The following is a 22,761-nucleotide window of genomic DNA, read 5'->3' as shown; positions in this document are numbered from 1 at the left end:
ACAGGGTCTATCGGATTTTTACATAAAGGTAGGATCATTCAACTGATCTGCCGATTAAAGTCTTAACTGATCGGCATTAAGCCGGACGAGCTTCCTTTTTTATTGCTTGCGTATCAAAAGCAAGACGGCATTTTTAAGTCAGTCGTATTTCAGTGATTGATATATGCAACTAAACAGGTAAAAAATCCAAATCGCTCGCGCACTGCTCTTTATCTCATTCACACCAACCCACAAGCTTCTTATGCTCTGCCCATCCTTATGCGTTCAAACGGAGCAAATCAAATAATGAACACAAATAAGAAAACGAAACAAAGTGGTTTTACCTTAATTGAATTGATGATTGTGGTAGCTATCGTCGGTGTTCTAGCCGCAATTGCAGTTCCGCAATATCAAAAATATGTGGCAAAAAGTGAGGCTGCAGCAGCTTTAGCTTCAATTACGGGCCACAGAACAAACGTCGAAACATACGTGCTAACCCAAGGTAGCTTCCCTAGCACATCAGCAGCTCTTGCTATTCCAACATCCCCTCTTGGTATCATAACTTATGATAATGCCTCATCGGCAGCAGGGGACATTTTATTCACCTTCAATGGCACAGGTGTTAGCCCAGACATGGTAAGTAAAAAAGTTGCTGTGAAAAGAAATGCTAGTGGTGCATGGAGTTGCAGTACTGATGTGGCATTAGAGTTAAAACCAAAAGGTTGTAGCTAAGAAATACAAATGCTAAGCAACCTACCTGCGATTCTGCGTCAGGCTCAGATATTGAGCCCGACGCAAGAACACGCAGTTATTGAACATATCAAAGCGTCTGGTGCAAGCGTGCCAGAAGCTTTGCTCGCATTGGATTTTTTCCATCCTCATGATCTGACTGAGCAATTAAGTACCCTTTTTGGCCTACCAGACACCGACTTAACCCGCTACGACTACCCACTGCTCTGCCAACAGCTTGGTTTGCGTGACCTCATCACCCGTTACCAAGCACTGCCGATTGCCAATAATGGCCAAACCCTGACCATCGCAGTTTCCGACCCGACCCATTTACAAGTGGAAGATGATTTTCGCTTTGCGACAGGCTTACAAGTCGAACTGGTTTTAGCCGACTACAAAGCGCTGCAAGCAGCCATCCGGCGCTTGTATGGCCGAACAATTCAAGGATCCTCTTCTTCAGGGAAAGAGATCAGCCAAGATGAACTGGCGAACTTAGTTAAGCTATCTGATGATGAGATTCAATCGATTGAAGACCTCAGCCAAGATGACGCCCCAGTCAGCCGCTTTATTAACCAAATCCTGCTTGATGCGGTGCGAAAAGGCGCATCCGATATCCATTTCGAACCGTACGAAGCGCTTTACCGAGTACGATTGCGCTGTGATGGTATTTTGGTGGAAACGCAGCGTCCCTCAAGTAACTTAAGTCGCCGGCTTGCCGCGCGGCTCAAGATTTTATCCAAACTCGATATTGCCGAGCGGCGCTTACCACAAGATGGACGAATTAAACTGCGGTTGAATCAAGACACCGCCATCGATATGCGCGTTTCCAGCCTCCCCACTTTATGGGGTGAAAAAATCGTGCTACGTCTACTCGATAGCAGCGCTGCTAACTTAGATATCGACAAATTGGGTTATAACGACCAGCAAAAACAGCTCTACTTAGCTGCGCTGAAAAAACCACAAGGGATGATTTTAATGACGGGCCCGACGGGCAGCGGAAAAACCGTCTCGCTCTATACGGGGCTACGCATTTTAAATACTGCTGAAGTGAACATTTCTACCGCTGAAGATCCGGTTGAAATTAACTTATCCGGTATTAACCAAGTTCAAGTGCAGCCAAAAATTGGCTTTGGCTTTGCGCAAGCATTACGCTCCTTCTTACGGCAAGATCCCGACATTGTGATGGTTGGCGAAATCCGCGATTTAGAAACTGCCGAAATCGCCGTGAAAGCGGCACAAACCGGGCATTTAGTTCTTTCTACCTTGCATACTAACTCCGCCGCCGAAACGGTAATTCGCTTGAGTAATATGGGAATTGAAGCGTTTAACTTAGCCTCTTCACTCAGTTTAATTATTGCCCAGCGTTTAGCTCGTCGCCTTTGTCGGCACTGCAAAATTGCCGTCGTGCCCTCAATACAGTTGCAGCAACATTTTCAACTGCTAGCGACGGAAACCATTTATGAAGCGAACCCGCATGGTTGCAACGAATGCACAGGGGGCTATTCAGGTCGAGTCGGCATTTATGAAGTGATGGCGTTTAACCCACAGCTGGCCGAAGCGATTATGCAAAAAGCAAGCATTCATCAAATAGAACAGATCGCGAAAGCCAACGGAATGCAGACACTACAAGAATCAGGCATTGAAAAGCTCAAAAACGGCCTAACCAGCTTCAAAGAGCTGCAACGCGTGCTCTATTTCTAACGCTTTGATCCCTCTTAGCTAGCCATTGAGTGACTCTATTGTATGAACACAAAAATCAAATCAGAACTCAAAAATTATCGTTGGAAAGGCATCAATAGTTCGGGCAAAAAAGTATCTGGCCAAACTCTCGCTTTAACCGAACTGGAAGTGCGTGACAAACTTAAAGAGCAGCACATTCAAATCAAAAAAATCAAAAAAGGGGGCGTCTCTTTTATCACCCGCTTGACTCATCGCGTGAAGGCCAGAGACATCACCATTCTGACACGCCAATTGGCGACCATGCTGACCACGGGCGTGCCCATCGTGCAAGCCTTAAAACTGGTCGGAGATAACCATCGCAAAGCCGAAATGAAATCCATTTTGTCGCAAGTCACCAAAGGGGTTGAAGCCGGAACGCCAATTTCCAAAGCGATGCGTACCGCCAGCACCCATTTCGATACCTTGTATGTTGATCTCATTCACACAGGCGAACAGTCAGGTAACTTGGCTGAAGTGTTTGAGCGGCTAGCGACTTATCGAGAAAAAAGTGAACAACTGCGCGCTAAAGTCATTAAAGCGCTCATCTACCCAACCATGGTGGTGTTGGTCGCGTTAGGTGTTTCTTACTTAATGCTTACTATGGTGATCCCTGAGTTTGAAAGCATGTTCAAAGGATTCGGAGCCGAATTACCTTGGTTTACACAGCAAGTATTGAAACTCTCTCATTGGGTGCAAAGTTACAGTTTGTGGGTACTCATCATCATAATCCTCACCACAATTGCCGTGAAAGCAGTACGCCAAAAATCTTTTTTAATACGCTTAAAAACCAGCCGATTAGGATTAAAGTTTCCCATTCTTGGCGGGGTGATAGGCAAAGCCTCTATTGCTAAATTCAGTCGCACACTCGCCACCAGTTTTAGTGCAGGCATTCCGATTTTAGCCAGCTTAAAAACCACCGCCAAAACCGCTGGCAATGTCCATTTTGAGACGGCGATTAATGAGGTCTATCGTGATACAGCAGCCGGTATGCCAATGTATATTGCGATGCGTAATACCGAAGCCTTTCCTGAAATGGTGCTGCAAATGGTTATGATTGGTGAAGAATCAGGCCGATTGGATGACATGCTCAATAAAGTCGCCACCATTTACGAATTTGAAGTTGATAATACCGTCGATAACTTAGGCAAAATTCTCGAACCATTGATCATTGTCTTTTTGGGTACGGTGGTCGGCGGTTTGGTGGTGGCAATGTACTTGCCCATCTTTAACTTAATGAGTGTATTAGGATAGTATTAGCACTGCTAATCTTTTAATTATCGAGTCTGTGCATGGAAGTTTTTATTTATTACCCTTGGCTCTTTCCACTTTTTGCAGCGTTGTTTGGCTTAATCGTGGGGAGTTTTCTCAATGTGGTCATTTATCGTCTACCCAAAATCATGGAGCGAGAATGGCGACAAGAGTGCGCTGACTGCTTTCCCGAATACCACATTGCGCCACCGGAAGGGCAACTCACGCTCAGTGTCCCCCGTTCTAGCTGCCCACACTGTGATGCGCCAATCCGTATTATTGACAATATTCCGCTACTCAGTTGGCTCTTTTTAAAAGGGAAATGTTCCCGCTGCCAAGGCCCGATCAGTGCACGCTATCCTTTGATTGAACTGCTCACCGCCAGTATGAGCTTTGTCGTGGCTAGCCACTTCGGTTTTAGTTATTTTTCACTAGCGCTATTGTTTTTCACTTTTGTGCTCATCGCGGCGACGTTTATCGATTTAGATACCATGCTATTACCCGACAAGCTGACACTGCCACTACTGTGGGCGGGCCTCAGCTTATCATTGATGCACATTAGCCCAGTCAGTTTGCAAGATGCGGTGATCGGCGCCATTGCTGGCTATCTGAGCTTATGGTCGGTCTATTGGCTGTTTAAACTCGTCACAGGCAAAGAAGGAATGGGTTATGGCGATTTCAAACTGCTGGCTGCTCTCGGCGCTTGGTTGGGCTGGCAATATCTGCCCATCATCATCCTCATGTCATCTGTGGTTGGCATTGTCTTTGGCCTAATTCAATTGCGCTTGCAAAAAAAAGGGATCGACAAAGCCTTTCCTTTTGGCCCCTATCTCGCCATTGCTGGCTGGCTAACCTTGTTGTGGGGTAACGATATTATGAGTTGGTATTTAGGTTCAATTATGGGGTTATCGTCATGGGGTTAGTGGTGGGTTTAACCGGCGGGATTGCCAGCGGAAAAAGCACCGTTGCTCATTTATTTCAGCAGCATTTCTCGATTGATGTCGTGGATGCTGACATCATCGCTCGAGAAGTCGTCGAACCCGGTAGTGAAGGATTAACGGCGATTTGCGCGCACTTTGGCCTCACCATATTAAAGCCCGATGGACAATTGGATCGCGCCGCGTTAAGAGAAAAGATCTTTGCTGATGAACAAGAAAAGGCTTGGCTTAATCAGCTTCTTCACCCAATGATCCGTGCAAAAATGATTGCTGATTTAGCAAAAACCACCTCGCCTTATGCTTTATTGGTTGTGCCATTATTGATAGAAAATAACCTACAAACCTTAGTCGATCGCATCTTAGTGGTTGATGTTGATCTAAAAACCCAAATCGCTCGCACTATGGCAAGAGACAAGGTATCAGAGCAACAAGTCCGTTCGATCTTAGCCGCTCAAGCGAGCCGTGAGCAAAGATTGCAATACGCTGACGATGTGATTAAAAATAGCGCAGAAAACCAAAAACTTTTGCCTCAAATCACAGAATTACACAAAAAGTATCTAGCCATATGCAGCCTAAGTCTGTAAGAATAACCCAGACCGGACCTAAGGCTAGTTAGATGACCACGCATAAGTTTGAACACCCACTGAACGAAAAAACTCGTATCTATTTAAGAGTCGAAGCGCTGCTTAACCAGTTGATGCATTCCGCTCAGTTTCGTGACGGTATTCAACACCAACTCTTCTTTCGTTCATTGTTTGATTTACTCGAAATCTTCGAACAGATCCAACTCAAAAGCGAGTTGGCTAAAGATATTGAAAAACAGCGTTTGAACTACCGTAGCTGGCTCAATGTGGATGGTGTTGATCAAGAAATGTTGCTATCGCTCCTTGAAGAGATCGACGAGGTCCATCGTAATTTAATGAGCGCTGAACGCTTTGGTCAATCACTCAAAGAAGATCGTTTCTTAAGCACGATTCGCCAACGTTTTAATTTGCCGGGCGGGTCGTGCTGTTTTGACCTGCCAGCCCTGCACTACTGGCTACACATTCCGATAGAAAAGAAGACCCAAGATGCGCACCAATGGATGGAAACGCTGCGACCGTTATCAGATGCGTTGCAACTTTGGTTGAAGTTAACCCGCGAAACGGGCCATTTTAAAGCACGCCTAGCACGATTAGGTTTTTATCAAAGCGATGCAGAAGACGCCAATATCTTGCGCTTGTCGATCCCACTTGAGTATGGGGTATACCCCATGATCTCTGGACATAAAAATCGCTTCGCGATTAAGTTTATCGAATTCCAATCAGGCCAAGCAACAGGGCGCGATATCGAGTTTGATCTCGCCGTCTGCTGTTAATCAATTCCGCTTCAATTCCCGACTGACTCTTACTTTCCATTGCGTTAGGTAATACACTTACGCCTATCCATCGTTACTTGAAGTCCGTTATGTCAAAGAAAATTACCATTGTAAAATGCCCGCAGTGCAAAGCCGATGTCGAATGGGGAGAACAGAGCCCTTATCGTCCTTTTTGTTCCAAACAATGTCAGATGATCGATTTTGGCGAGTGGGCCGATGAGGAAAAAAGTATTCCCGGTGCACCGGATATGTCAGACAGTGATGGTTGGTCAGAAGATCAATATTAGCGTACATATAAAAACAGGGGGCGATTACTCGACCCCTGTTTATTACTATGAGAACGCTAGTTTATAGCATTACTTCTTAGCAAGTTTCTCTTTGATACGAGCTGACTTACCAGAACGCTCACGTAGGTAGTACAGTTTGGCACGACGTACTGCACCGCGGCGTTTAACTTCAATGCTATCAACCACTGGAGAGTGAGTTTGGAACGTACGCTCAACACCTTCACCGTTAGAGATCTTACGAACAGTGAATGCAGAGTGTAGGCCACGGTTACGGATTGCGATTACAACGCCTTCAAAAGCCTGTAGACGCTCACGATCACCTTCTTTTACCTTAACTTGAACAACAACAGTGTCACCTGGTGCGAATTTAGGTAGGCCTTGTTTCATTTGCTCTTCTTCAAGAGCCTTGATGATGTTACTCATTTTAAAAATTCCTAGAATAAACTGATACTAAATTAAATAGGTTACTGATGTATTTGAGTTTCTTTAATGAACTCAACCAGTAATAGTTCCTGTTCGTCAGTCAGAGCTAGGTTTTCCAGGAGCTCTGGCCTTCTATGCCAAGTTCGGCCCAACGACTGTTTCAGTCGCCAGCGACGAATATCCTCGTGATTACCGGATTTCAGTACCGCAGGTACTTCTTTTCCATCTAACACTTCAGGACGCGTATAGTGCGGGCAATCTAGCAAGCCATTTGCAAAAGAATCCTCTTCTGCTGATGCGAAATCTCCTAATACTCCCGGAACAAACCGAGAGACAGAATCAATCAACGTCATCGCTGGCAGTTCGCCGCCTGTCATCACAAAATCACCAATCGACCATTCTTCGTCAACTTCTGATTGGATGATACGCTCATCTACCCCTTCATAGCGTCCGCAAATAAGAACTAGGTTCTCATTCGTCGCCAGCTCTTCGACTCCTTTTTGGTCGAGTTTTCGACCTTGAGGAGAAAGGTAAATGACTTTCGTCTTTCCCGGTGCGGCTTGTTTTGCTGCATGAATGGCATCGCGCAAAGGCTGAACCATCATGAGCATTCCAGGACCACCACCGTAAGGTCTGTCATCGACGGTGCGATGTTTGTCATGAGTGAAATCTCGAGGATTCCAAGCTTCAATAGACAGCAAACCTTTTTTAACCGCTTGACCTGTTACTCCAAAATCAGTAACAGAACGGAACATTTCAGGAAATAGGCTTATAACGCCAACCCACATGTGTTCTCTCGCTCTGAAATTTTAGAGTTAGAATGCCGGATCCCAGTCAACTTCGATCCGTCGAGCTTCGCGATCAACATTCTTGATCACTTGCTCTTCAAGGTACGGTACCAACCGTTCCTTTTGGCCAAAAGCATCTTTCAAATTCGCTTTCACAACCAGAACATCGTTGGAGCCAGTTTCTAATAGGTCAGTGACCTCACCAAGGTTATACCCCTTGGTGGTAATAACTTGCATACCGAACAATTCACGCCAGTAGAATTCATCTGCTGACAATTCTGGTAATGATGCGGGATCAATAGCAATTTCAAAGTTGGTGAGTAGATGTGCGTCTTCTCGAACATCTAAACCTTCAAGTTTTACCACCATACTCTTACCATGGCGCTTCCAACTCTCTACTTTGTACTCGATCCACTGGCCTTTTTGGTTAATAAACCAAGGGCTGTAATCAAAAATACTTTCAGCTTCGTCTGTGTAGGAAAAAACTTTGAGCCAGCCACGAATGCCATAGGTAGCACCAAACTTGCCCATAACAATCTTTTCGTTTTCTTTGCTCATTGTTTCTTTACCTTTCATCGACATAAGCTAATGTTCTTCTATAAAAGTAAGAATTAAGCCGCTTTTTGAGCGTCTTTTACTAGCTTAGCTACGCGATCAGATAGAGATGCGCCTTGACCAACCCAATGGTTAACGCGATCTAGATCAACACGTAGGCCTTCTTCTTGGCCAGTAGCCGTAGGATTAAAGAAACCTACTTTCTCGATGAAACGGCCAGTTACTGCGTTACGGCTATCCGCAACTACGATTTGATAAAATGGACGCTTTTTAGCGCCGTGACGTGCCAAACGAATGGTTACCATGTCGTCCTCTTTGCTTTCTCAATAATAAAATTAACCCCAAAAACCATTTACGAAAAACAGTCTGGGGTCTCGTGCCAAAATAAAGCCTCGGAATTTTACTCTTATTCCGAGGCTTTGCAAGGGGTTTAGCTATTTTTTCACCAGCAGAAGCATTATGCTTTTGCAGTGATGAGCATCACGCTTTAGTAAATTTTAAGCATCGCAATGAGTTAGGTTAACGACCAAAGAAACCGCCGCCGCCCATGCCACCCATTCCGCCCATCATGCCTTGCATATTACGCATCATGCCTTTCATGCCCCCTTTCTGCATTTTTTTCATCATTTTCTGCATTTGGGTGAACTGTTTCAGTAAGCGGTTAACATCTTGTACTTGGGTGCCAGAACCCATCGCGATACGTTTTTTACGTGAACCTTTTATCATGTCTGGGTGCTGGCGCTCGTGCATGGTCATCGAACAGATGATCGCTTCCATCTGCTTGAACATCTTATCATCGACCTTATCTTTCACGTTGGCAGGTAGGTTTGCCATGCCAGGCAGTTTATCGAGCATGCCCATCATGCCACCCATATTCTGCATTTGCCCGAGCTGTTCGCGGAAATCTTCTAAATCAAATCCTTTCTTTTCCTTGAATTTTTTAGCTAGGCGTTCTGCTTGCTCGTGATCAACATTACGTTGTAGATCTTCAATTAATGAGAGAACATCGCCCATTCCCAATATGCGTGATGCAATACGATCAGGATGGAAAGGCTCGAGCGCGTCAGTTTTTTCACCGACCCCTAAGAATTTAATCGGTTTACCGGTGATATGACGAACGGAAAGTGCGGCACCACCTCGAGCATCACCATCAACTTTGGTTAAGATAACCCCTGTTAACGGCAGCGCATCACCAAAGGCTTTTGCGGTGTTCGCGGCATCTTGCCCCGTCATGGCATCCACAACGAACAATGTTTCAATCGGATTAATCGCCGCATGCAGATCTTGGATTTCTGCCATCATCAGTTCATCAATAGCAAGACGGCCTGCAGTGTCGACAATCAGCACATCGAAGAATTTCTTCTTCGCATGGTCAATGGCCGCATTGGCGATATCAATCGGTTTTTGGTCGGCTGAAGAAGGAAAAAATTCAACGTCCAGATCGTTAGCTAGCGTTTCAAGCTGTTTTATCGCCGCTGGGCGATAAACGTCAGCCGAAACCACCAGTACTTTCTTTTTATCACGTTCTTTAAGCAGCTTAGCAAGCTTACCAACACTGGTGGTTTTACCCGCCCCTTGTAAACCCGCCATTAAAATCACTGCTGGCGGCTGGGCGGCAAGGTTAAGCGCTTCGTTGGATTCGCCCATTACCGCTTCAAGCTGCGCTTGAACAATCTTGATGAACTCTTGTCCAGGTGTCAGCGATTTAGACACCTCAACACCTACTGCGCCCTCTTTAACGCGCGCGACAAAATCACGCACTACAGGCAGTGCAACGTCCGCTTCAAGCAGCGCCATGCGCACTTCGCGTAGGGTTTCTTTAATATTGTCTTCGGTGAGACGGCCTTTGCCGCTGATATTTTTCAGCGTCTTGGATAGTCGATCCGTTAAATTTTCAAACATCGTTGTCTCTTCGCTAGTTCGGCGATTAATTGGGGTCAGTATACCTTAGCCAATCTAATAGTCATACCCATTGACGCTTCGCGATAAGCGACTTAAACCCGTAAACGCAACATTGGGTCCCCAAAACAGGGGGGTCAAAAAGAGTTATCTCTGCGATTTATCGAATAAAAGCCTTCACCCTGTTAATTATTTGCACCATGACCTCAACTAAGGTGGGTATATGTCAAATCAATCGGTATCCAACGTAGCTCATTATCGTGATGCAAGGTATAATTCGCCAATTCAGCCACCATTTTGTAAGAAGTATGGAAAACTTAATCGCAATAGTCGCCACTATTTTGTATTTTTTATCCATAGCGACCATTATTCCAGGCTTAGTTAATCAAACTGGGATTCGTGCGCAGACAGTATTGTTCAGTTCAGCACTGGCGCTGGCTTTTCATGCGTGGTTACTGAGTGATTTAATCTTCAACGCTAATGGGCAAAACCTCAGTATGCTCAATGTGGCATCATTGATAAGCTTTATCATCTCACTGGTGATGAGCATTGCGATGTTAAAAACGCGATTGTGGTTTCTGTTGCCGGTGGTGTATAGCTTCGCCGCGATCAACGTCAGCGCCGCCTCATTTCTTCCAAGCATGTTCATGACTCACTTAGAAAACAATCCGCCACTGTTGTTGCATATTTCTCTAGCACTATTTTCGTATTCAACCCTTTCGATTGGCGCACTCTACGCCTTGCAATTGGCTTGGCTGGACCACAAGCTAAAGAAAAAGAAGATGCTAACCATCAACCCCAATTTGCCACCACTACTGATGGTAGAAAGGCAACTGTTTAAAATCATCTTGATAGGTAACGTATTACTTACTGGTACCTTGATTACTGGTTTTGATTTTGTCGGTGATATGTTTGCTCAAGGCAAAGCGCATAAAGGCATTTTGTCTTTCATTGCTTGGGTTGTCTATTCTGTATTGTTGTGGGGACATTACCGAAAAGGTTGGCGCGGTAGAAAAGTAACTTGGTTTGCTGTCGCTGGTGCAACCTTACTCACACTGGCCTACTTTGGTAGCCGTTTTGTAAAAGAAATCATTTTGAGCTAACTCAACACGTTTGATAGCGTATTGACACATTCATTTAATTAGATCATTACTTAATCACACTATTTATAAGGAAAAACCACGTTTTGGACGACATTTCAACGGGTATATTGTTTGCACTACTCGCGGGTCTCATCGTAATTTCGGCTTATTTTTCAGGTTCAGAAACCGGCATGATGTCTTTGAACCGCTACCGCTTAAAGCACTTGGCCAATACCGGCCACAAAGGTGCAAAGCGTGTTGAAAAACTGCTTGATCGTCCAGATCGCCTCATTGGTTTGATCCTCATTGGCAACAACCTAGTCAATATTTTAGCTTCTGCAATTGCCACTATTATTGGTATGCGCCTTTATGGGGATCTAGGAGTGGCCATTGCCACTGGTGCGCTGACGTTGGTCGTTCTGGTTTTTGCTGAAGTGACGCCAAAAACATTAGCAGCGCTTTACCCTGAACGCGTCTCTTACGCCAGCAGCATCTTACTGACCTTCTTAATGAAGATATTGTCACCATTGGTGATGTTCATTAACTTCATCACCAATGGTTTCATCCGCTTACTAGGCCTTAAGGCCAAGCATGGGGCGGAGGATCATCTAAGCTCTGAAGAGTTGAGAACCGTCGTCAACGAAGCGGGTGGTCTTATTCCTCGTCGCCACCAAGATATGCTGCTTTCCATTCTCGATCTCGAACATGTTACGGTGAACGACATCATGATCCCACGTAACGAAATTACTGGTATCAATATTAACGATGATTGGAAATCTATCGTGCGTCAGTTAACTCACTCGCCACACGGACGCGTGGTGCTTTACCGAGACAAAATTGATGAAGCGGTGGGCATATTGCGCCTTCGTGATGCTTCTCGTTTGATGTTGGAAAAAAAAGAGTTCAATAAAGAGATGATTTTACGTGCCGCTGATGAAGTCTACTTCATCCCGGAAGGCACACCGCTCAACGTACAATTACTTAAATTCCAACGCAACAAAGAGCGGATTGGCCTGATCGTTGATGAATACGGTGATATCAATGGCTTGATCACTGTTGAAGATATTCTCGAAGAGATTGTGGGGGAATTCACCACCTCAATGGCACCAAGCTTAGCCGATGAAATTACACCACAAAGTGATGGCAGCTTCTTGATTGATGGCAGCGCAAATATCCGTGACATTAACAAAGGGCTGAAGTGGAAACTGCCAACGACGGGCCCAAGAACCTTAAACGGTTTACTTTTGGAGCACCTTGAAGATATTCCAAGTAGCCATTTAAGTGTCAAAGTCTCTGGTCATGCGATGGAGATTGTGGATGTAGAAGAAAACCGCATTAAGCAGGTTAAAGTCTTTCCACGCAAAACCAAAAAACATTAATCGCCAGTCACTGCATAAAAGAAAGAAAAAAGCTTGGTCACTGCCAAGCTTTTTGTTTTTAAAGGGCCAGATCTGGCGATCTTTAATCCACTTTCAGCTCTTTGAGCATCGACTCAGGTAAAGCAAGCTCATCATTTTTATTCACCGCAATACCTGCCGTGATAATCGCTTGAGCAATCTCTTTAGCTTCTGTTAACGAGTGCATTGAGGCTGTACCACATTGGTATTCGTTTAGTTCAGGGATCTGATCTTGGCTCTCTACTTTTAGCACATCATGCATCGCCGCTAACCACGCTTGCGCCACTTGCGCTTCTGTTGGCGCACCAATCAAACTCATGTAAAAACCTGTACGGCAGCCCATAGGTGAGATGTCGATGATTTCTACATCATGACCATTTAAGTGCGCGCGCATAAAGCCAGCGTATAAATGCTCTAAAGTGTGGATCCCTTTTTCTGAAAGAATATCTTTGTTTGGAGCAGTAAAACGGAGATCAAATACGGTGATTGTATCCCCTTTAGGCGTCTGCATATTTTTTGCCACACGTACCGCAGGCGCATGCATACGAGTGTGATCTACAGTAAAACTGTCGAGTAATGGCATTGCTTTCTCCTTATTTGGCAAAGAGCGATGCTCTGCCTATCAATGTTAGATTATGATCGAGAGATCATTTTAGGTACGAAAAATAGCTTTCAAGAAATTCTTCAAAACTTTGAGTATCGTGTTGTTCTATCTGTTGCTGAGCGGCTCGAGAACGTAGCACTTCCTCTTCCATCACAGACTCAGAATAAGTTTGATAGTGATGTGCCAGGTTGGCTTGTCGGTATTCGGCTCCTAATGCACAACCTACCTTACCGAGCCCTCCAAACTGTTTAGTCTGTTCAAGTAGTTGGGCGGAAAAGGTTAATTCTGGATTATCAATCCACGAGCTTAGTTTCTCGCATACGGCTTGGTATGCGTTGCCACCACAAGCGCTATCCATTACTTGCGCTATTTTGCGTAAGTCATCGAATACATTATGCGCCCACGCTTGCAGCGTCAGTTTCTCTCCGCGACAGCCAATTTGTAACTCTAAACCTGGTTTACGACCTTCTAAAATCACTTTGTTCCAGTTATCTCGCCAACATGCCAGCTCACAATTGTCCATCGGATCTGAATCTGAAAGAGCTGTCCAAGTGAGGAACAGATCGAGAAAACGCACTTGATCTTCAGTAATACCAATCGGGCTAAACGGGTTTACGTCTAACGAACGCACTTCGATGTATTCGACTCCGCCTCTCTCTAACGCTTGTGACGGCTTTTCGTCATTTTTGGCCACACGCTTAGGACGGATCGGTGCATAGAGTTCGTTTTCTATCTGCAAAACATTGCTGTTGAGCTGACGATGTTCACCATCGACATACACGCCTAGTTCTGCAAACTCTTTTGATGGAGTGCGGATCGCCTGATTCAACCCTTCTAGATATTGATCCAAGCTATTAAAACCAATTTGCAAGCCACTTTGCGCGCTATTGGTATAACCTAAATCACTGAGGCGCAACGAGGTAGCATGAGGCAAATAAAGCGTTTTACCAATATTTTCAAATGGCAGATGGCTTTCACGTCCGCGCACAAACGATGAACATAACGCAGGTGATGCGCCAAAGAAATAGGGAATAAGCCAGCCAAAACGGTAGTAATTACGAATCACACCAAAATAGGCTTCCGATTTTGTCTCAGTACGCTGGGATTCAGTTTGCTCGCCATGCAAGGCATCCCAAAATGATTCTGGAAATGAAAAATTGAAATGTACGCCAGAAATGATCTGCATTAAGCTGCCGTAACGACGCTTTAAGCCTTCTCGATAAAGGGTTTTCATTTTACCCGTATTCGATGAACCATATTGCGCCAGTTCGATATCATCTTCGCTGCCAACATAACAAGGCATAGAAAGCGGCCACATCTTTTCGTCACCCAATTTGGTTTGAGCAAAATGGTGAATATCCGCCAGTTGTGAGAGTAAAGTCGGCACGTCATGAGAGACTGGTGTAATAAATTCAAGCAATGACTCCGCAAAATCAGTGGTGATCCAACGGTTGGTTAATGCGCTGCCGAGTGCTTCTGGATGAGGAGTCAGAGCTAACGAGCCTTCTGGGGTATAGCGTAACGTTTCACGCTCAACGCCTCGGCCAAACTGCTTAAACACTTCTGATTTTTTAGTGACTTGTTCAAGTCGTGCGGCAAAATTAGTCAAAATAATGATTCGCTTATAGGTGAATGATCCGAATGAAAGCGGCTCTAACTCAGCAAGAGAGTAGAATGGAGGCAAACAATCTGCCCCCTATAAATGTGTACTCTAGCGGATGATTTCAAGCTCTTCTACGGGAATATCTAATTTTTCAAGTTGTGGCTTCAACGTTTTCGCATCACCCACCACGATAATTTGATACTCTTGTGGTGCAAACCATTTAGCGGCGAGTTTATTGAGCGTTGATTTTTTTACGTTTTCCACCAGTTCATTTCGTTGCTGTAGGTAATCTTCATCCAAACTATAGGTCAAAATATTACTAAGCAACTGCGCTTTTTGTGATGGTGTTTCATACGTCAGTGCATCTTGTTGGCCAACAGCAAGGCGCATAAATTTTAGCTCTTGGTCGGTTAAGCCACTTTGACTGAATGTTGCCATCTCTTTTTCTATTTCAACGATTGAAGCTACGGTGGCATCAGCACGCACTTGAGCATTGAAAACAATAGCGCCCACTTCTCGATTGCTCGCGAAATAACTCCCAGCGCCATAGGTGTAGCCTTTATCTTCACGCAAATTCTGATTAATGCGGCTGTTAAAGTTGCCCGCTAAATTGAAGTTAGCCAGTTGGCTGAGAAAAAGCTCGCCAGTAGCATCAAAAGGCAACCCTTTTCGCACAAAACGAACAATGCTCTGCGGCGCATCAGGCTTATCAACCAGATATATCTTCCGCTCTGTCAGTGAGTTCACCACTTGGGGACGTAACAAAGGAGAAGCTTCACCGCGCCACTGCCCTAAAAAGGTTAACTGTTTAGCGACCTCTTTTTTGGAAATGTCGCCAACAACAACGATTTGCGTACCATGTGGCGTGTAATGTTTCGCATAAAAGCGTTTTACATCTTCTAATGTTAAATCGTTTAGTGATTGCTCAGTGCCTTCACTTGAACGCGCAAAAATAGAGTTGCCAAACAGTACTTGACGAGTAGCTTGTGAAGCAAGCCATCCCGGTGTTTGATGCTGATAAACCAACCCTTCCAGCATCTGCTGCTTCAGCCGTGTAAAATCATTCTCTTTGAAAGCAGGATGAAATAAAACTTCTTCAACCACATCCAATGTCGCTGCAACATTCTTCTTCAAACTAGAGACGATAATACTGGTCGAATACTCATTGGCAGTAACACTGATAGTCGAACCTAACGTGTCGAGTTGAGCTTGAATCGCTTCCACTGAGCGTCGAGTTGAGCCTTCTTCAAGTAGCGCCGCGGTTAAATTAGCTAACCCTTCTTTGCCACGCGCGGCGTGTCGCTCCCCTGCCGGTAAATTGATATTAATTAGCACGGTCGGCGTTTCGCTGGTTTGTGTGGCTAATAACTCAATACCGTTATCAAAATAGAGTTCATACAATGTCGGCATTTGTGCTTTCACACCTTTTGCCACAGAAGGCATGATTGAGCGATCAAATTGATCTTCAACCTGGCGATAAGCCAATTGATCTTCGGTTATCGTTTGATGCTCAGGTAGCACTCTTTTAGGGGGTACGAAATTGGCTTTTTGAACGGCAAGATCGGCTTTATGTTTAGGTACAACACTTAAGGTAACCTTATGTTGATGAGCAATGAAGCGCTGATAAGCCTGTTGAATTGACTCTGGGGTGACCGCATGAATCTGAGCTAATTGCTGCTCTAGGCGATCAGGCTGCCCATAAAACGTTTCGTTGGACGCAAGCTGCGTCACTTTTCCAGATACGCTTTGCAGCGCAAAGACCGCATTCGCTTCCGCCATACCGGTAATTTGATCAAGTCGACTCTGATCTACCCCTTGCTGCTCAAACTGACTGAGCGTTTGCATTAACTCTCGATACAAAGGAGCAAGCTGAGCCTTTTCACCCGAAGGGGCCATGGCATAAACATAGAAGGTACAAGCCAATTCGGCGCAATCTTGGAATGCACCCGCATTGACGGCTTTTTGAGTTTTGACCAACGCTTGGTAGAGATAACTATTGGTACCGCTGCCTAACACTTTGGCAAGCGCATCTAACGAGGCTTGACTTTGAGCACCGCGATATTCTGTCGGCCAGCCCACCACAACCATGGGTTGCTGAATACGATCTTCCAAGGTAATGAAACGATCTTGCGCCAACTGGGCCAGCTGTTTAGGTGCGTTATCAACGGCTGGGCCTGCCGGTATGGTGCCAAAATATTGATTAACCCATTCAAGTGTTTGCTGAACATCAATATCACCACCAATGGTCAGCACTGCATTATTCGGCCCATACCAACGTAAGAAAAACGCTTTAAGATCGTTGACGTCCACTCGGTCAAGATCTTCGACATAACCAATGGTTTGCCATGAATAAGGGTGTCCTTCGGCATACATCGCCTCCGCCATTTTTTCCCACATCAAGCCATAGGGGCGGTTGTCGTAGTTTTGTGCACGTTCGTTTTTTACTGTGTCACGTTGGATCTCAAATTTACGTTGAGAAACCGCGTTGAGTAAAAATCCCATCCGATCAGATTCGAGCCACAACACTTTTTCTAGCTGATTTGAAGGCACGGTTTGGTAATAATTAGTACGGTCACGGTTAGTACTCCCATTCATGGTTCCTCCCGCTTCGGTGATCAAACGAAAATGTTCTTGATCGCCAACGTGCTCCGTTCCTTGAAACATCATGTGTTCAAAGAAATGAGCAAACCCTGATTTTCCAACCTCTTCACGTGCCGAACCCACATGATAAGTGACATCGACATGCACTAAAGGATCTGAGTGATCCGGTGAGAGCACGACAGTAAGGCCATTATCGAGCTGATATTTTGCATAAGGGATCATCACTTTTCCCGGTTGAGCATCCACTTGCTCAATCAGCGTAACCCCTTTCGGTAATGATGAAAAAAAAGCGATAGGTGCGACCGTTGATGAACAGCCGTAAATGGCAATAAGAGAAAGGGCACCTAGCCAAATTTTTCTCATAACAGCTCCTTAGAAAAAACCATAGAATACAGCGGCAAGCATGATGTAACGCAGTGCTTTGCCGATCAAAATCATGACAAAAGTAGGTAAAAATTTCATGCGTAGCCAACCTGCGGCCAAACAAAGCACATCGCCCACCACAGGTAACCAACTGAATAAGAGGACCCAATAACCATATTTATTGAGCCAAGCTAACGCTTTATGACCGTGCTTTTCGCTTTCAGTTCGATTAGGCAACCAGATACCGAGCCAATAGTTGGTCAGACCGCCGAGGGTATTGCCAGCGCTTGCAACGGCGATAACCCAAAATACGGGAAATTGATTCAGGCTTAATGTGGCGAATAAACTCGCTTCTGAGCTTCCCGGTAATAAGGTAGCACTGAGAAAACCACTAAAAAAAAGCACCCACAGCGCAGAGCCAGCAAACCAATACGAGAGCGGTTCCAAATAGGTGCTAAAAATGTCTAACATTTCATATCAAGAAGAACTTTGCCTCGAGTATGGCTTGTTTCAATCTGTTGATGAGCCGCAGCCACTTCCGCCATCGGATAAACAGCTTGAATTTCCGTTTTCAATAAGCCAACGCTGACCATATAAAGCATGGTATCGAGCTGTTCAGGATTAGGATCAACTAACATACCTGTGGCTTCAAAACCAAGTAATTTTGCTTTTTCACAGATAAGCTCAGCACTTAGAGTGGGAACAGTAACGACACGCGCATGATCTTTCAAGCATTTCAAAGCGTCGAGAGCCGCATCACCCCCGACTAAATCAATCAGCACATCCACTTCTTCTAAACGCTGTGAAGCAGGAGCAAAATTATAATTAATCGCATGAGCACCAAGAGTCGCTAAATAATCCAAATTTTGTTCGCTGCACGTGGTATACACTTCGGCTTTTGCTGCTAAAGCAATTTGTACCGCTAAGTGCCCGACACCACCAGCGCCTGCGAGGATCAATACGCGATCCCCCTCTTTCACTTGCGCTTTATTTAGGGCTTGCGCCGCCGTTTGCCCTGCCAGTGGCAGCACCGCTGCTGCTTCTAAGGTCACAGCATCAGGAACAAGGCTGAGTTCGCTTTCTGCCACACACAGGTATTGGCTGTAACCGCCACCACGCAACGGAAACCCAACAAAGCCCGCCACATTATCTCCAATTTGAAAGCGGCGATTATCTTCCCCCACCTCAACAACTTGTCCAGAAATATCGTAACCTGGCACCCATGGCAGCTTATCTTTGTTTTGCGCTGCAGCCCACCCCAGACCAGCCCGAGTTTTTACATCAATAGGGTTTACACCAGCAAACGCCACTTTTACTAACACTTCGCCAGCTTTAGGTTGAGGAACGTCACTGGTTTGAATAACGAGCACCTCTGGTCCACCAAACTCAGTAATTGCGATCTGTTTATTATCCATGTCAAACTTCCCTATTGATAAAAAGAAAGGGATGCCTCAGCATCCCTTTGAATATATACCATTTTATTGCTTCTAGTTAATCTTTAGCTCGCAAAATAACCATCAGCTCGTCTAGGCTTAGCCAACAAGAGCAAGCAAAACACCCGCCGCAACTGCAGAGCCCAGTACACCTGCTACATTTGGCCCCATGGCGTGCATCAATAAGAAGTTCTGTGGATTAGCTTCAAGCCCCACTTTGTTCACTACTCGCGCCGCCATCGGTACCGCAGACACACCAGCCGCACCAATGAGAGGGTTAATATCCTCTTTCGAGAATTTATTAAGCACTTTCGCCATCAACACACCACCAGCCGTACCAATACTGAAAGCAATAGCACCGAGCGCCAAAATACCTAATGTTTCCAAGTTCAAAAACTTATCAGCCTGCAGTTTAGAACCAACGCCTAAGCCTAAGAAGATAGTAACGATGTTGATCAGTTCATTTTGCGCTGTCTTGGATAGACGCTCAACCACACCCGATTCACGCATTAAATTACCTAGACAGAACATACCCACTAATGGCGTTGCTGACGGTAAAAATAGAATCGTCATCAATAGCACCGCCAGAGGAAACAGTATTTTTTCTGTCTTCCCAACGTGGCGTAGCTGAGCCATTTTGATTTTTCGCTCCTCAGATGTTGTAAGTGCCTTCATAATCGGTGGCTGAATGATAGGAACTAATGCCATATAGCTATAAGCCGCCACAGCGATTGCACCTAATAAATCCGGCGATAATTTACTGGCAAGGAAAATAGCGGTTGGGCCATCGGCTCCACCAATGATGGCGATGGACGCAGCATCGGCCATGGTAAATTCCATACCCGGTACATAGTTGAGTAATATCGCACCAAACAGGGTGGCGAAAATACCAAACTGAGCGGCCGCACCTAGCCATAACGTTTTAGGGTTTGCAATCAACGCCCCGAAATCGGTCATCGCGCCCACGCCCATAAAAATCAGCAGTGGAAAAACGCCCGTCTCAATACCAACATGATAAACGTAATAAAGCAGACCGCCGGGTTCGGTAAAACCCGCATTCGGAATATTCGCTAAAATCGCACCAAAGCCGATCGGCAATAACAGCAGTGGCTCAAAGCCTTTGCGAATAGCCAAAAACAGCAGTAAACAACCGACCAAAATCATGCAGATTTGGCCTAGCTGAAAATTAGCGATCCCTGTTTCAGACCATAAGGTCAATAATCCGTCCATGGTTCTCCCTTACGCTAAGCTCAGCAATGGTGCACCAACAGTCACAGCATCACCCTCTTTGACATGAAGATCTTGAACAATACCGCCACGTGCCGCACGGATCTCAGTTTCCATCTTCATCGCTTCCAGAATCACTAACACATCCCCTTCTAACACCTCAGAACCGGCTTGAACATTCACTTTAAAAATGTTGCCAGCGAGTGGTGAAGGAACCGCTTCTGCATTGTTACTTGCCGGCACGCTTGATGACTGTGCTGCTTGAGACTGGCTGGCAGCAATTGAGCTAAGCTGGCCTTGTGGTCCCACTTCAACCGTGTAAATTTGCCCATCCACTTTAACACTGTAGGTTTCAATACCACCTTTTGTCACAACGGTGGCAGGTGTAGGTTTGGCTGACTCCAAGGTTGGCGCAGGCTCAAATGCATCCGGATTGTGACGATTTTTCAAGAACTTCAAACCGACTTGTGGAAACAATGCATAAGTCAGAACATCATCCACCGTATCTGTAGCTAATGAAATTCCCTCTGCTTTTGCCTTTTCAAGCAATTCAGTGGTCAACACGGCCATTTCTGCATCCAACAAATCGGCTGGACGGCAAGTGATCGGCGTAAGATTACCCAACACCTTGGCTTGCAACTCAGTATTCACTGGCGCAGGCGTGGCACCGTATTCACCTTTTAATACCCCTGCAGTTTCTTTCGTGATGCTCTTATAGCGCTCACCAGTCAGGACGTTGATCACCGCTTGTGTTCCCACGATTTGAGATGTTGGAGTCACAAGGGGAATGAAACCTAAATCTTTTCGCACACGAGGGATCTCTTCAAGAACCTCATCAAGGCGATCGGCCGCTCCTTGTTCTTTTAGTTGACCTTCCATATTAGTCAACATACCACCAGGAACCTGCGCAATAAGAATACGAGAATCGACACCTTTTAACTGTCCTTCCCATTTAGCGTATTTCTTACGCACTTCACGAAAATAAGTGGCAATCGGTTCAAGCTGTGTCAGGCTCAAGCCCGTATCACGCTCGGTTCCTTCAAGCATAGCGACCACTGTTTCGGTTGGTGTGTGGCCATAAGTTTGGCTCATTGAAGAGATAGCAGTATCCAAAATATCGATACCAGCTTCTACCGCTTTAACGGCTGTTGCCGCTGAAAGACCAGTCGTTGCATGGCTGTGCAGTGCTAAAGGTACGGCACAAGAGGATTTAATACGGGTGATCAGATCTTCAGCTTCATACGGCTTGAGCAACCCAGACATATCTTTAATACACAAAGAGTGGCAGCCGAGATCTTCCAACCGCTTGGCAAGATCAACCCAAGTATCTGAATTATGAACAGGGCTAGTGGTGTAAGAGAGTGTACCCTGCGCGTGTGCGCCAACATCAATTGTCGCTTTGACCGCTTTTTCAAAATTGCGAACATCATTCATCGCATCAAAAATACGGAAAACATCCATACCATTCGTGTGAGCTCGTTCGACAAACTTTTCAACAACATCGTCGGCATAGTGGCGATAGCCTAGTAAATTCTGGCCGCGTAGCAACATTTGCATTGGGGTATTGGGCATCGCTTGCTTAAGCGAACGTAAACGCTCCCATGGATCTTCACCGAGAAAACGGATGCAAGCATCAAACGTTGCTCCTCCCCAAGTTTCCAGTGACCAATAACCGATCTTATCGAGCTCTGCTGCAATAGGCAGCATGTCTTCGATACGCATGCGCGTGGCAAATAGTGACTGATGGGCATCACGAAGGACCACATCCGTAATAGCTAGTGGTTTAGACATGCTCATAAACTCCTTTTCATCCTTTCTATGCTATTTAGCTAATGCGCGGTGCTGATGCACTGCTGCAGAAATTGCCGCCACAATTTGCGGGCTCACAGCTGAAGGGGTTGGTTGAACTTTTCGATGTTGAATCGGTGCTGCGATCGGTTGTGGTACTTCTTCCGGTACCAAGGTTGACATTAACCGAACGAGATAAACGAGAATAGTTAGAAAAATAAAGACTACAGCCATCCCCGTAATCATAAGGGTGGCTGCGTCAACTAATAGGCTTCCAATAGTAGTCATGTTGCTTCCTTTCTGTGTCATCCTGACAACAATTGCTACGCATTTTTACAAATGCGATCTTGGCAAGTGGACTAGGATTATCTCGATTGGTTAATAATTGTCAATTTTGTTTAAGGGACTCTTGTAGATAACACACAAAATCGGCGAACAATTACTCACACAAATCACAAAACTCTGAATTTTCTCTATTAAGAAGGGCATTTAACTAGCCAATACGGCTACGTTAATCAAAAAATGATGCAGATACTGAGAGGGAGTTAAAACATTGCAGATTAACAAGATAAAACAAATAGTTGCCATTTTCAATTTAACAAAATAGCAACAAAAAACCAACATAAAAAAAGCCCCGCACAATGCGAGGCTTCTTAATAAATGGCGCGCTCAGGAGGATTCGAACCTCCGACCGCCTGGTTCGTAGCCAGGTACTCTATCCAGCTGAGCTATGAGCGCGCA

22 protein-coding genes and 1 tRNA gene are annotated in these 22,761 nt (G+C 45.3%); 9 read left to right on the top strand and 14 right to left on the bottom strand.

What is annotated here, in order from left to right; all coding sequences use genetic code 11:
• Positions 1 to 285 precede the first annotated feature (285 nt).
• The 7 genes from AACR75_RS03835 (at position 286) to yacG (ending at position 6,257) form a co-directional block, all read left to right on the top strand.
• A complete protein-coding gene (locus AACR75_RS03835) occupies positions 286 to 711 on the top strand; it encodes a pilin (protein WP_040122945.1) in 426 nt (141 codons plus the stop codon).
• Between the two features lie 9 nt (positions 712 to 720).
• Positions 721 to 2,409: a type IV-A pilus assembly ATPase PilB gene (gene pilB, locus AACR75_RS03830; RefSeq protein ID WP_047688862.1), complete on the top strand. Its 1,689-nt coding sequence runs from the start codon at positions 721 to 723 to the stop codon at positions 2,407 to 2,409.
• A 42-nt stretch (positions 2,410 to 2,451) separates the two neighbouring features.
• On the top strand, positions 2,452 to 3,678 hold the full coding sequence (locus AACR75_RS03825; protein ID WP_047688859.1) for a type II secretion system F family protein: 1,227 nt from the start codon (positions 2,452 to 2,454) through the stop codon (positions 3,676 to 3,678).
• Positions 3,679 to 3,716: 38 nt separating this feature from the next.
• Positions 3,717 to 4,598 (top strand): prepilin peptidase, encoded by an 882-nt coding sequence (locus AACR75_RS03820; RefSeq protein WP_047688857.1) that lies wholly within the window; start codon positions 3,717 to 3,719, stop codon positions 4,596 to 4,598.
• Positions 4,589 to 5,197 (top strand): dephospho-CoA kinase, encoded by a 609-nt coding sequence (gene coaE / locus AACR75_RS03815; RefSeq protein ID WP_047688854.1) that lies wholly within the window; start codon positions 4,589 to 4,591, stop codon positions 5,195 to 5,197. Before AACR75_RS03820 ends, coaE begins: the two co-directional genes overlap by 10 nt.
• Positions 5,198 to 5,229: 32 nt before the next feature.
• Positions 5,230 to 5,970: a cell division protein ZapD gene (gene zapD / locus AACR75_RS03810; protein WP_013857689.1), complete on the top strand. Its 741-nt coding sequence runs from the start codon at positions 5,230 to 5,232 to the stop codon at positions 5,968 to 5,970.
• A gap of 89 nt (positions 5,971 to 6,059) precedes the next feature.
• A complete protein-coding gene (yacG, locus tag AACR75_RS03805) occupies positions 6,060 to 6,257 on the top strand; it encodes a DNA gyrase inhibitor YacG (protein WP_010319526.1) in 198 nt (65 codons plus the stop codon).
• Between the two features lie 69 nt (positions 6,258 to 6,326).
• Here yacG and rplS read toward each other — a convergent pair whose 3' ends face one another.
• From rplS to ffh, 5 genes are all read right to left on the bottom strand, one after another.
• Complete coding sequence (rplS, locus tag AACR75_RS03800) at positions 6,327 to 6,680, bottom strand: 50S ribosomal protein L19 (protein ID WP_010319525.1); 354 nt, start codon at positions 6,678 to 6,680, stop codon at positions 6,327 to 6,329.
• Between the two features lie 41 nt (positions 6,681 to 6,721).
• Positions 6,722 to 7,468 carry a tRNA (guanosine(37)-N1)-methyltransferase TrmD gene (gene trmD, locus AACR75_RS03795; protein ID WP_010319524.1) on the bottom strand — a complete coding sequence of 249 codons (747 nt, stop codon included), beginning with the start codon at positions 7,466 to 7,468 and terminating at the stop codon, positions 6,722 to 6,724.
• Positions 7,469 to 7,495: 27 nt separating this feature from the next.
• Complete coding sequence (rimM, locus tag AACR75_RS03790) at positions 7,496 to 8,050, bottom strand: ribosome maturation factor RimM (RefSeq protein ID WP_013857691.1); 555 nt, start codon at positions 8,048 to 8,050, stop codon at positions 7,496 to 7,498.
• Between the two features lie 29 nt (positions 8,051 to 8,079).
• Positions 8,080 to 8,328, bottom strand: a complete 249-nt coding sequence (gene rpsP, locus AACR75_RS03785; RefSeq protein WP_010319522.1) for a 30S ribosomal protein S16 — start codon at positions 8,326 to 8,328, stop codon at positions 8,080 to 8,082.
• Positions 8,329 to 8,542: 214 nt separating this feature from the next.
• A complete protein-coding gene (gene ffh, locus AACR75_RS03780) occupies positions 8,543 to 9,925 on the bottom strand; it encodes a signal recognition particle protein (protein ID WP_017049746.1) in 1,383 nt (460 codons plus the stop codon).
• 305 nt (positions 9,926 to 10,230) lie between these two features.
• Here ffh and AACR75_RS03775 point away from each other — a divergent pair, with 305 nt between their 5' ends.
• Together AACR75_RS03775 and AACR75_RS03770 are read left to right on the top strand one after the other, a co-directional pair.
• Positions 10,231 to 11,025, top strand: a complete 795-nt coding sequence (locus tag AACR75_RS03775; RefSeq protein WP_026028540.1) for a cytochrome C assembly family protein — start codon at positions 10,231 to 10,233, stop codon at positions 11,023 to 11,025.
• An 83-nt stretch (positions 11,026 to 11,108) separates the two neighbouring features.
• Positions 11,109 to 12,383, top strand: a complete 1,275-nt coding sequence (locus AACR75_RS03770; RefSeq protein WP_017046996.1) for an HlyC/CorC family transporter — start codon at positions 11,109 to 11,111, stop codon at positions 12,381 to 12,383.
• Positions 12,384 to 12,465: 82 nt separating this feature from the next.
• On the opposite strand, the gene luxS is transcribed toward AACR75_RS03770, so the two are convergent.
• The 9 genes from luxS to AACR75_RS03725 all read right to left on the bottom strand — a co-directional run bounded on the left by luxS (position 12,466) and on the right by AACR75_RS03725 (position 22,758).
• Complete coding sequence (gene luxS, locus AACR75_RS03765; RefSeq protein WP_010319518.1) at positions 12,466 to 12,984, bottom strand: S-ribosylhomocysteine lyase; 519 nt, start codon at positions 12,982 to 12,984, stop codon at positions 12,466 to 12,468.
• Positions 12,985 to 13,048: 64 nt separating this feature from the next.
• Positions 13,049 to 14,614: a glutamate--cysteine ligase gene (gene gshA, locus AACR75_RS03760; RefSeq protein WP_026027564.1), complete on the bottom strand. Its 1,566-nt coding sequence runs from the start codon at positions 14,612 to 14,614 to the stop codon at positions 13,049 to 13,051.
• 102 nt (positions 14,615 to 14,716) lie between these two features.
• Positions 14,717 to 17,572 (bottom strand): M16 family metallopeptidase, encoded by a 2,856-nt coding sequence (locus tag AACR75_RS03755; protein ID WP_017049743.1) that lies wholly within the window; start codon positions 17,570 to 17,572, stop codon positions 14,717 to 14,719.
• Between the two features lie 9 nt (positions 17,573 to 17,581).
• A complete protein-coding gene (locus AACR75_RS03750) occupies positions 17,582 to 18,043 on the bottom strand; it encodes a YqaA family protein (protein ID WP_017049742.1) in 462 nt (153 codons plus the stop codon).
• Positions 18,037 to 18,987, bottom strand: coding sequence for an NADP-dependent oxidoreductase (locus AACR75_RS03745; protein WP_017049741.1), 951 nt, complete (start codon positions 18,985 to 18,987; stop codon positions 18,037 to 18,039). The genes AACR75_RS03750 and AACR75_RS03745 overlap by 7 nt, the downstream gene beginning before the upstream one ends.
• Before the next feature lie 117 nt (positions 18,988 to 19,104).
• Positions 19,105 to 20,235, bottom strand: a complete 1,131-nt coding sequence (locus AACR75_RS03740; protein ID WP_047688851.1) for a sodium ion-translocating decarboxylase subunit beta — start codon at positions 20,233 to 20,235, stop codon at positions 19,105 to 19,107.
• A 9-nt stretch (positions 20,236 to 20,244) separates the two neighbouring features.
• Positions 20,245 to 22,023, bottom strand: a complete 1,779-nt coding sequence (gene oadA, locus AACR75_RS03735) for a sodium-extruding oxaloacetate decarboxylase subunit alpha (RefSeq protein WP_047688849.1) — start codon at positions 22,021 to 22,023, stop codon at positions 20,245 to 20,247.
• 30 nt (positions 22,024 to 22,053) lie between these two features.
• Positions 22,054 to 22,308, bottom strand: a complete 255-nt coding sequence (locus AACR75_RS03730; RefSeq protein WP_038148642.1) for an oxaloacetate decarboxylase subunit gamma — start codon at positions 22,306 to 22,308, stop codon at positions 22,054 to 22,056.
• A gap of 373 nt (positions 22,309 to 22,681) precedes the next feature.
• Positions 22,682 to 22,758, bottom strand: a tRNA-Arg gene (locus AACR75_RS03725).
• Between the last annotated feature and the right edge of the window lie 3 nt (positions 22,759 to 22,761).

The organism is Vibrio sp. ZOR0018 (assembly GCF_963865925.1).
Lineage (GTDB): Bacteria > Pseudomonadota > Gammaproteobacteria > Enterobacterales > Vibrionaceae > Vibrio > Vibrio anguillarum.
This window is presented reverse-complemented; position numbering and strand designations above follow the sequence as displayed.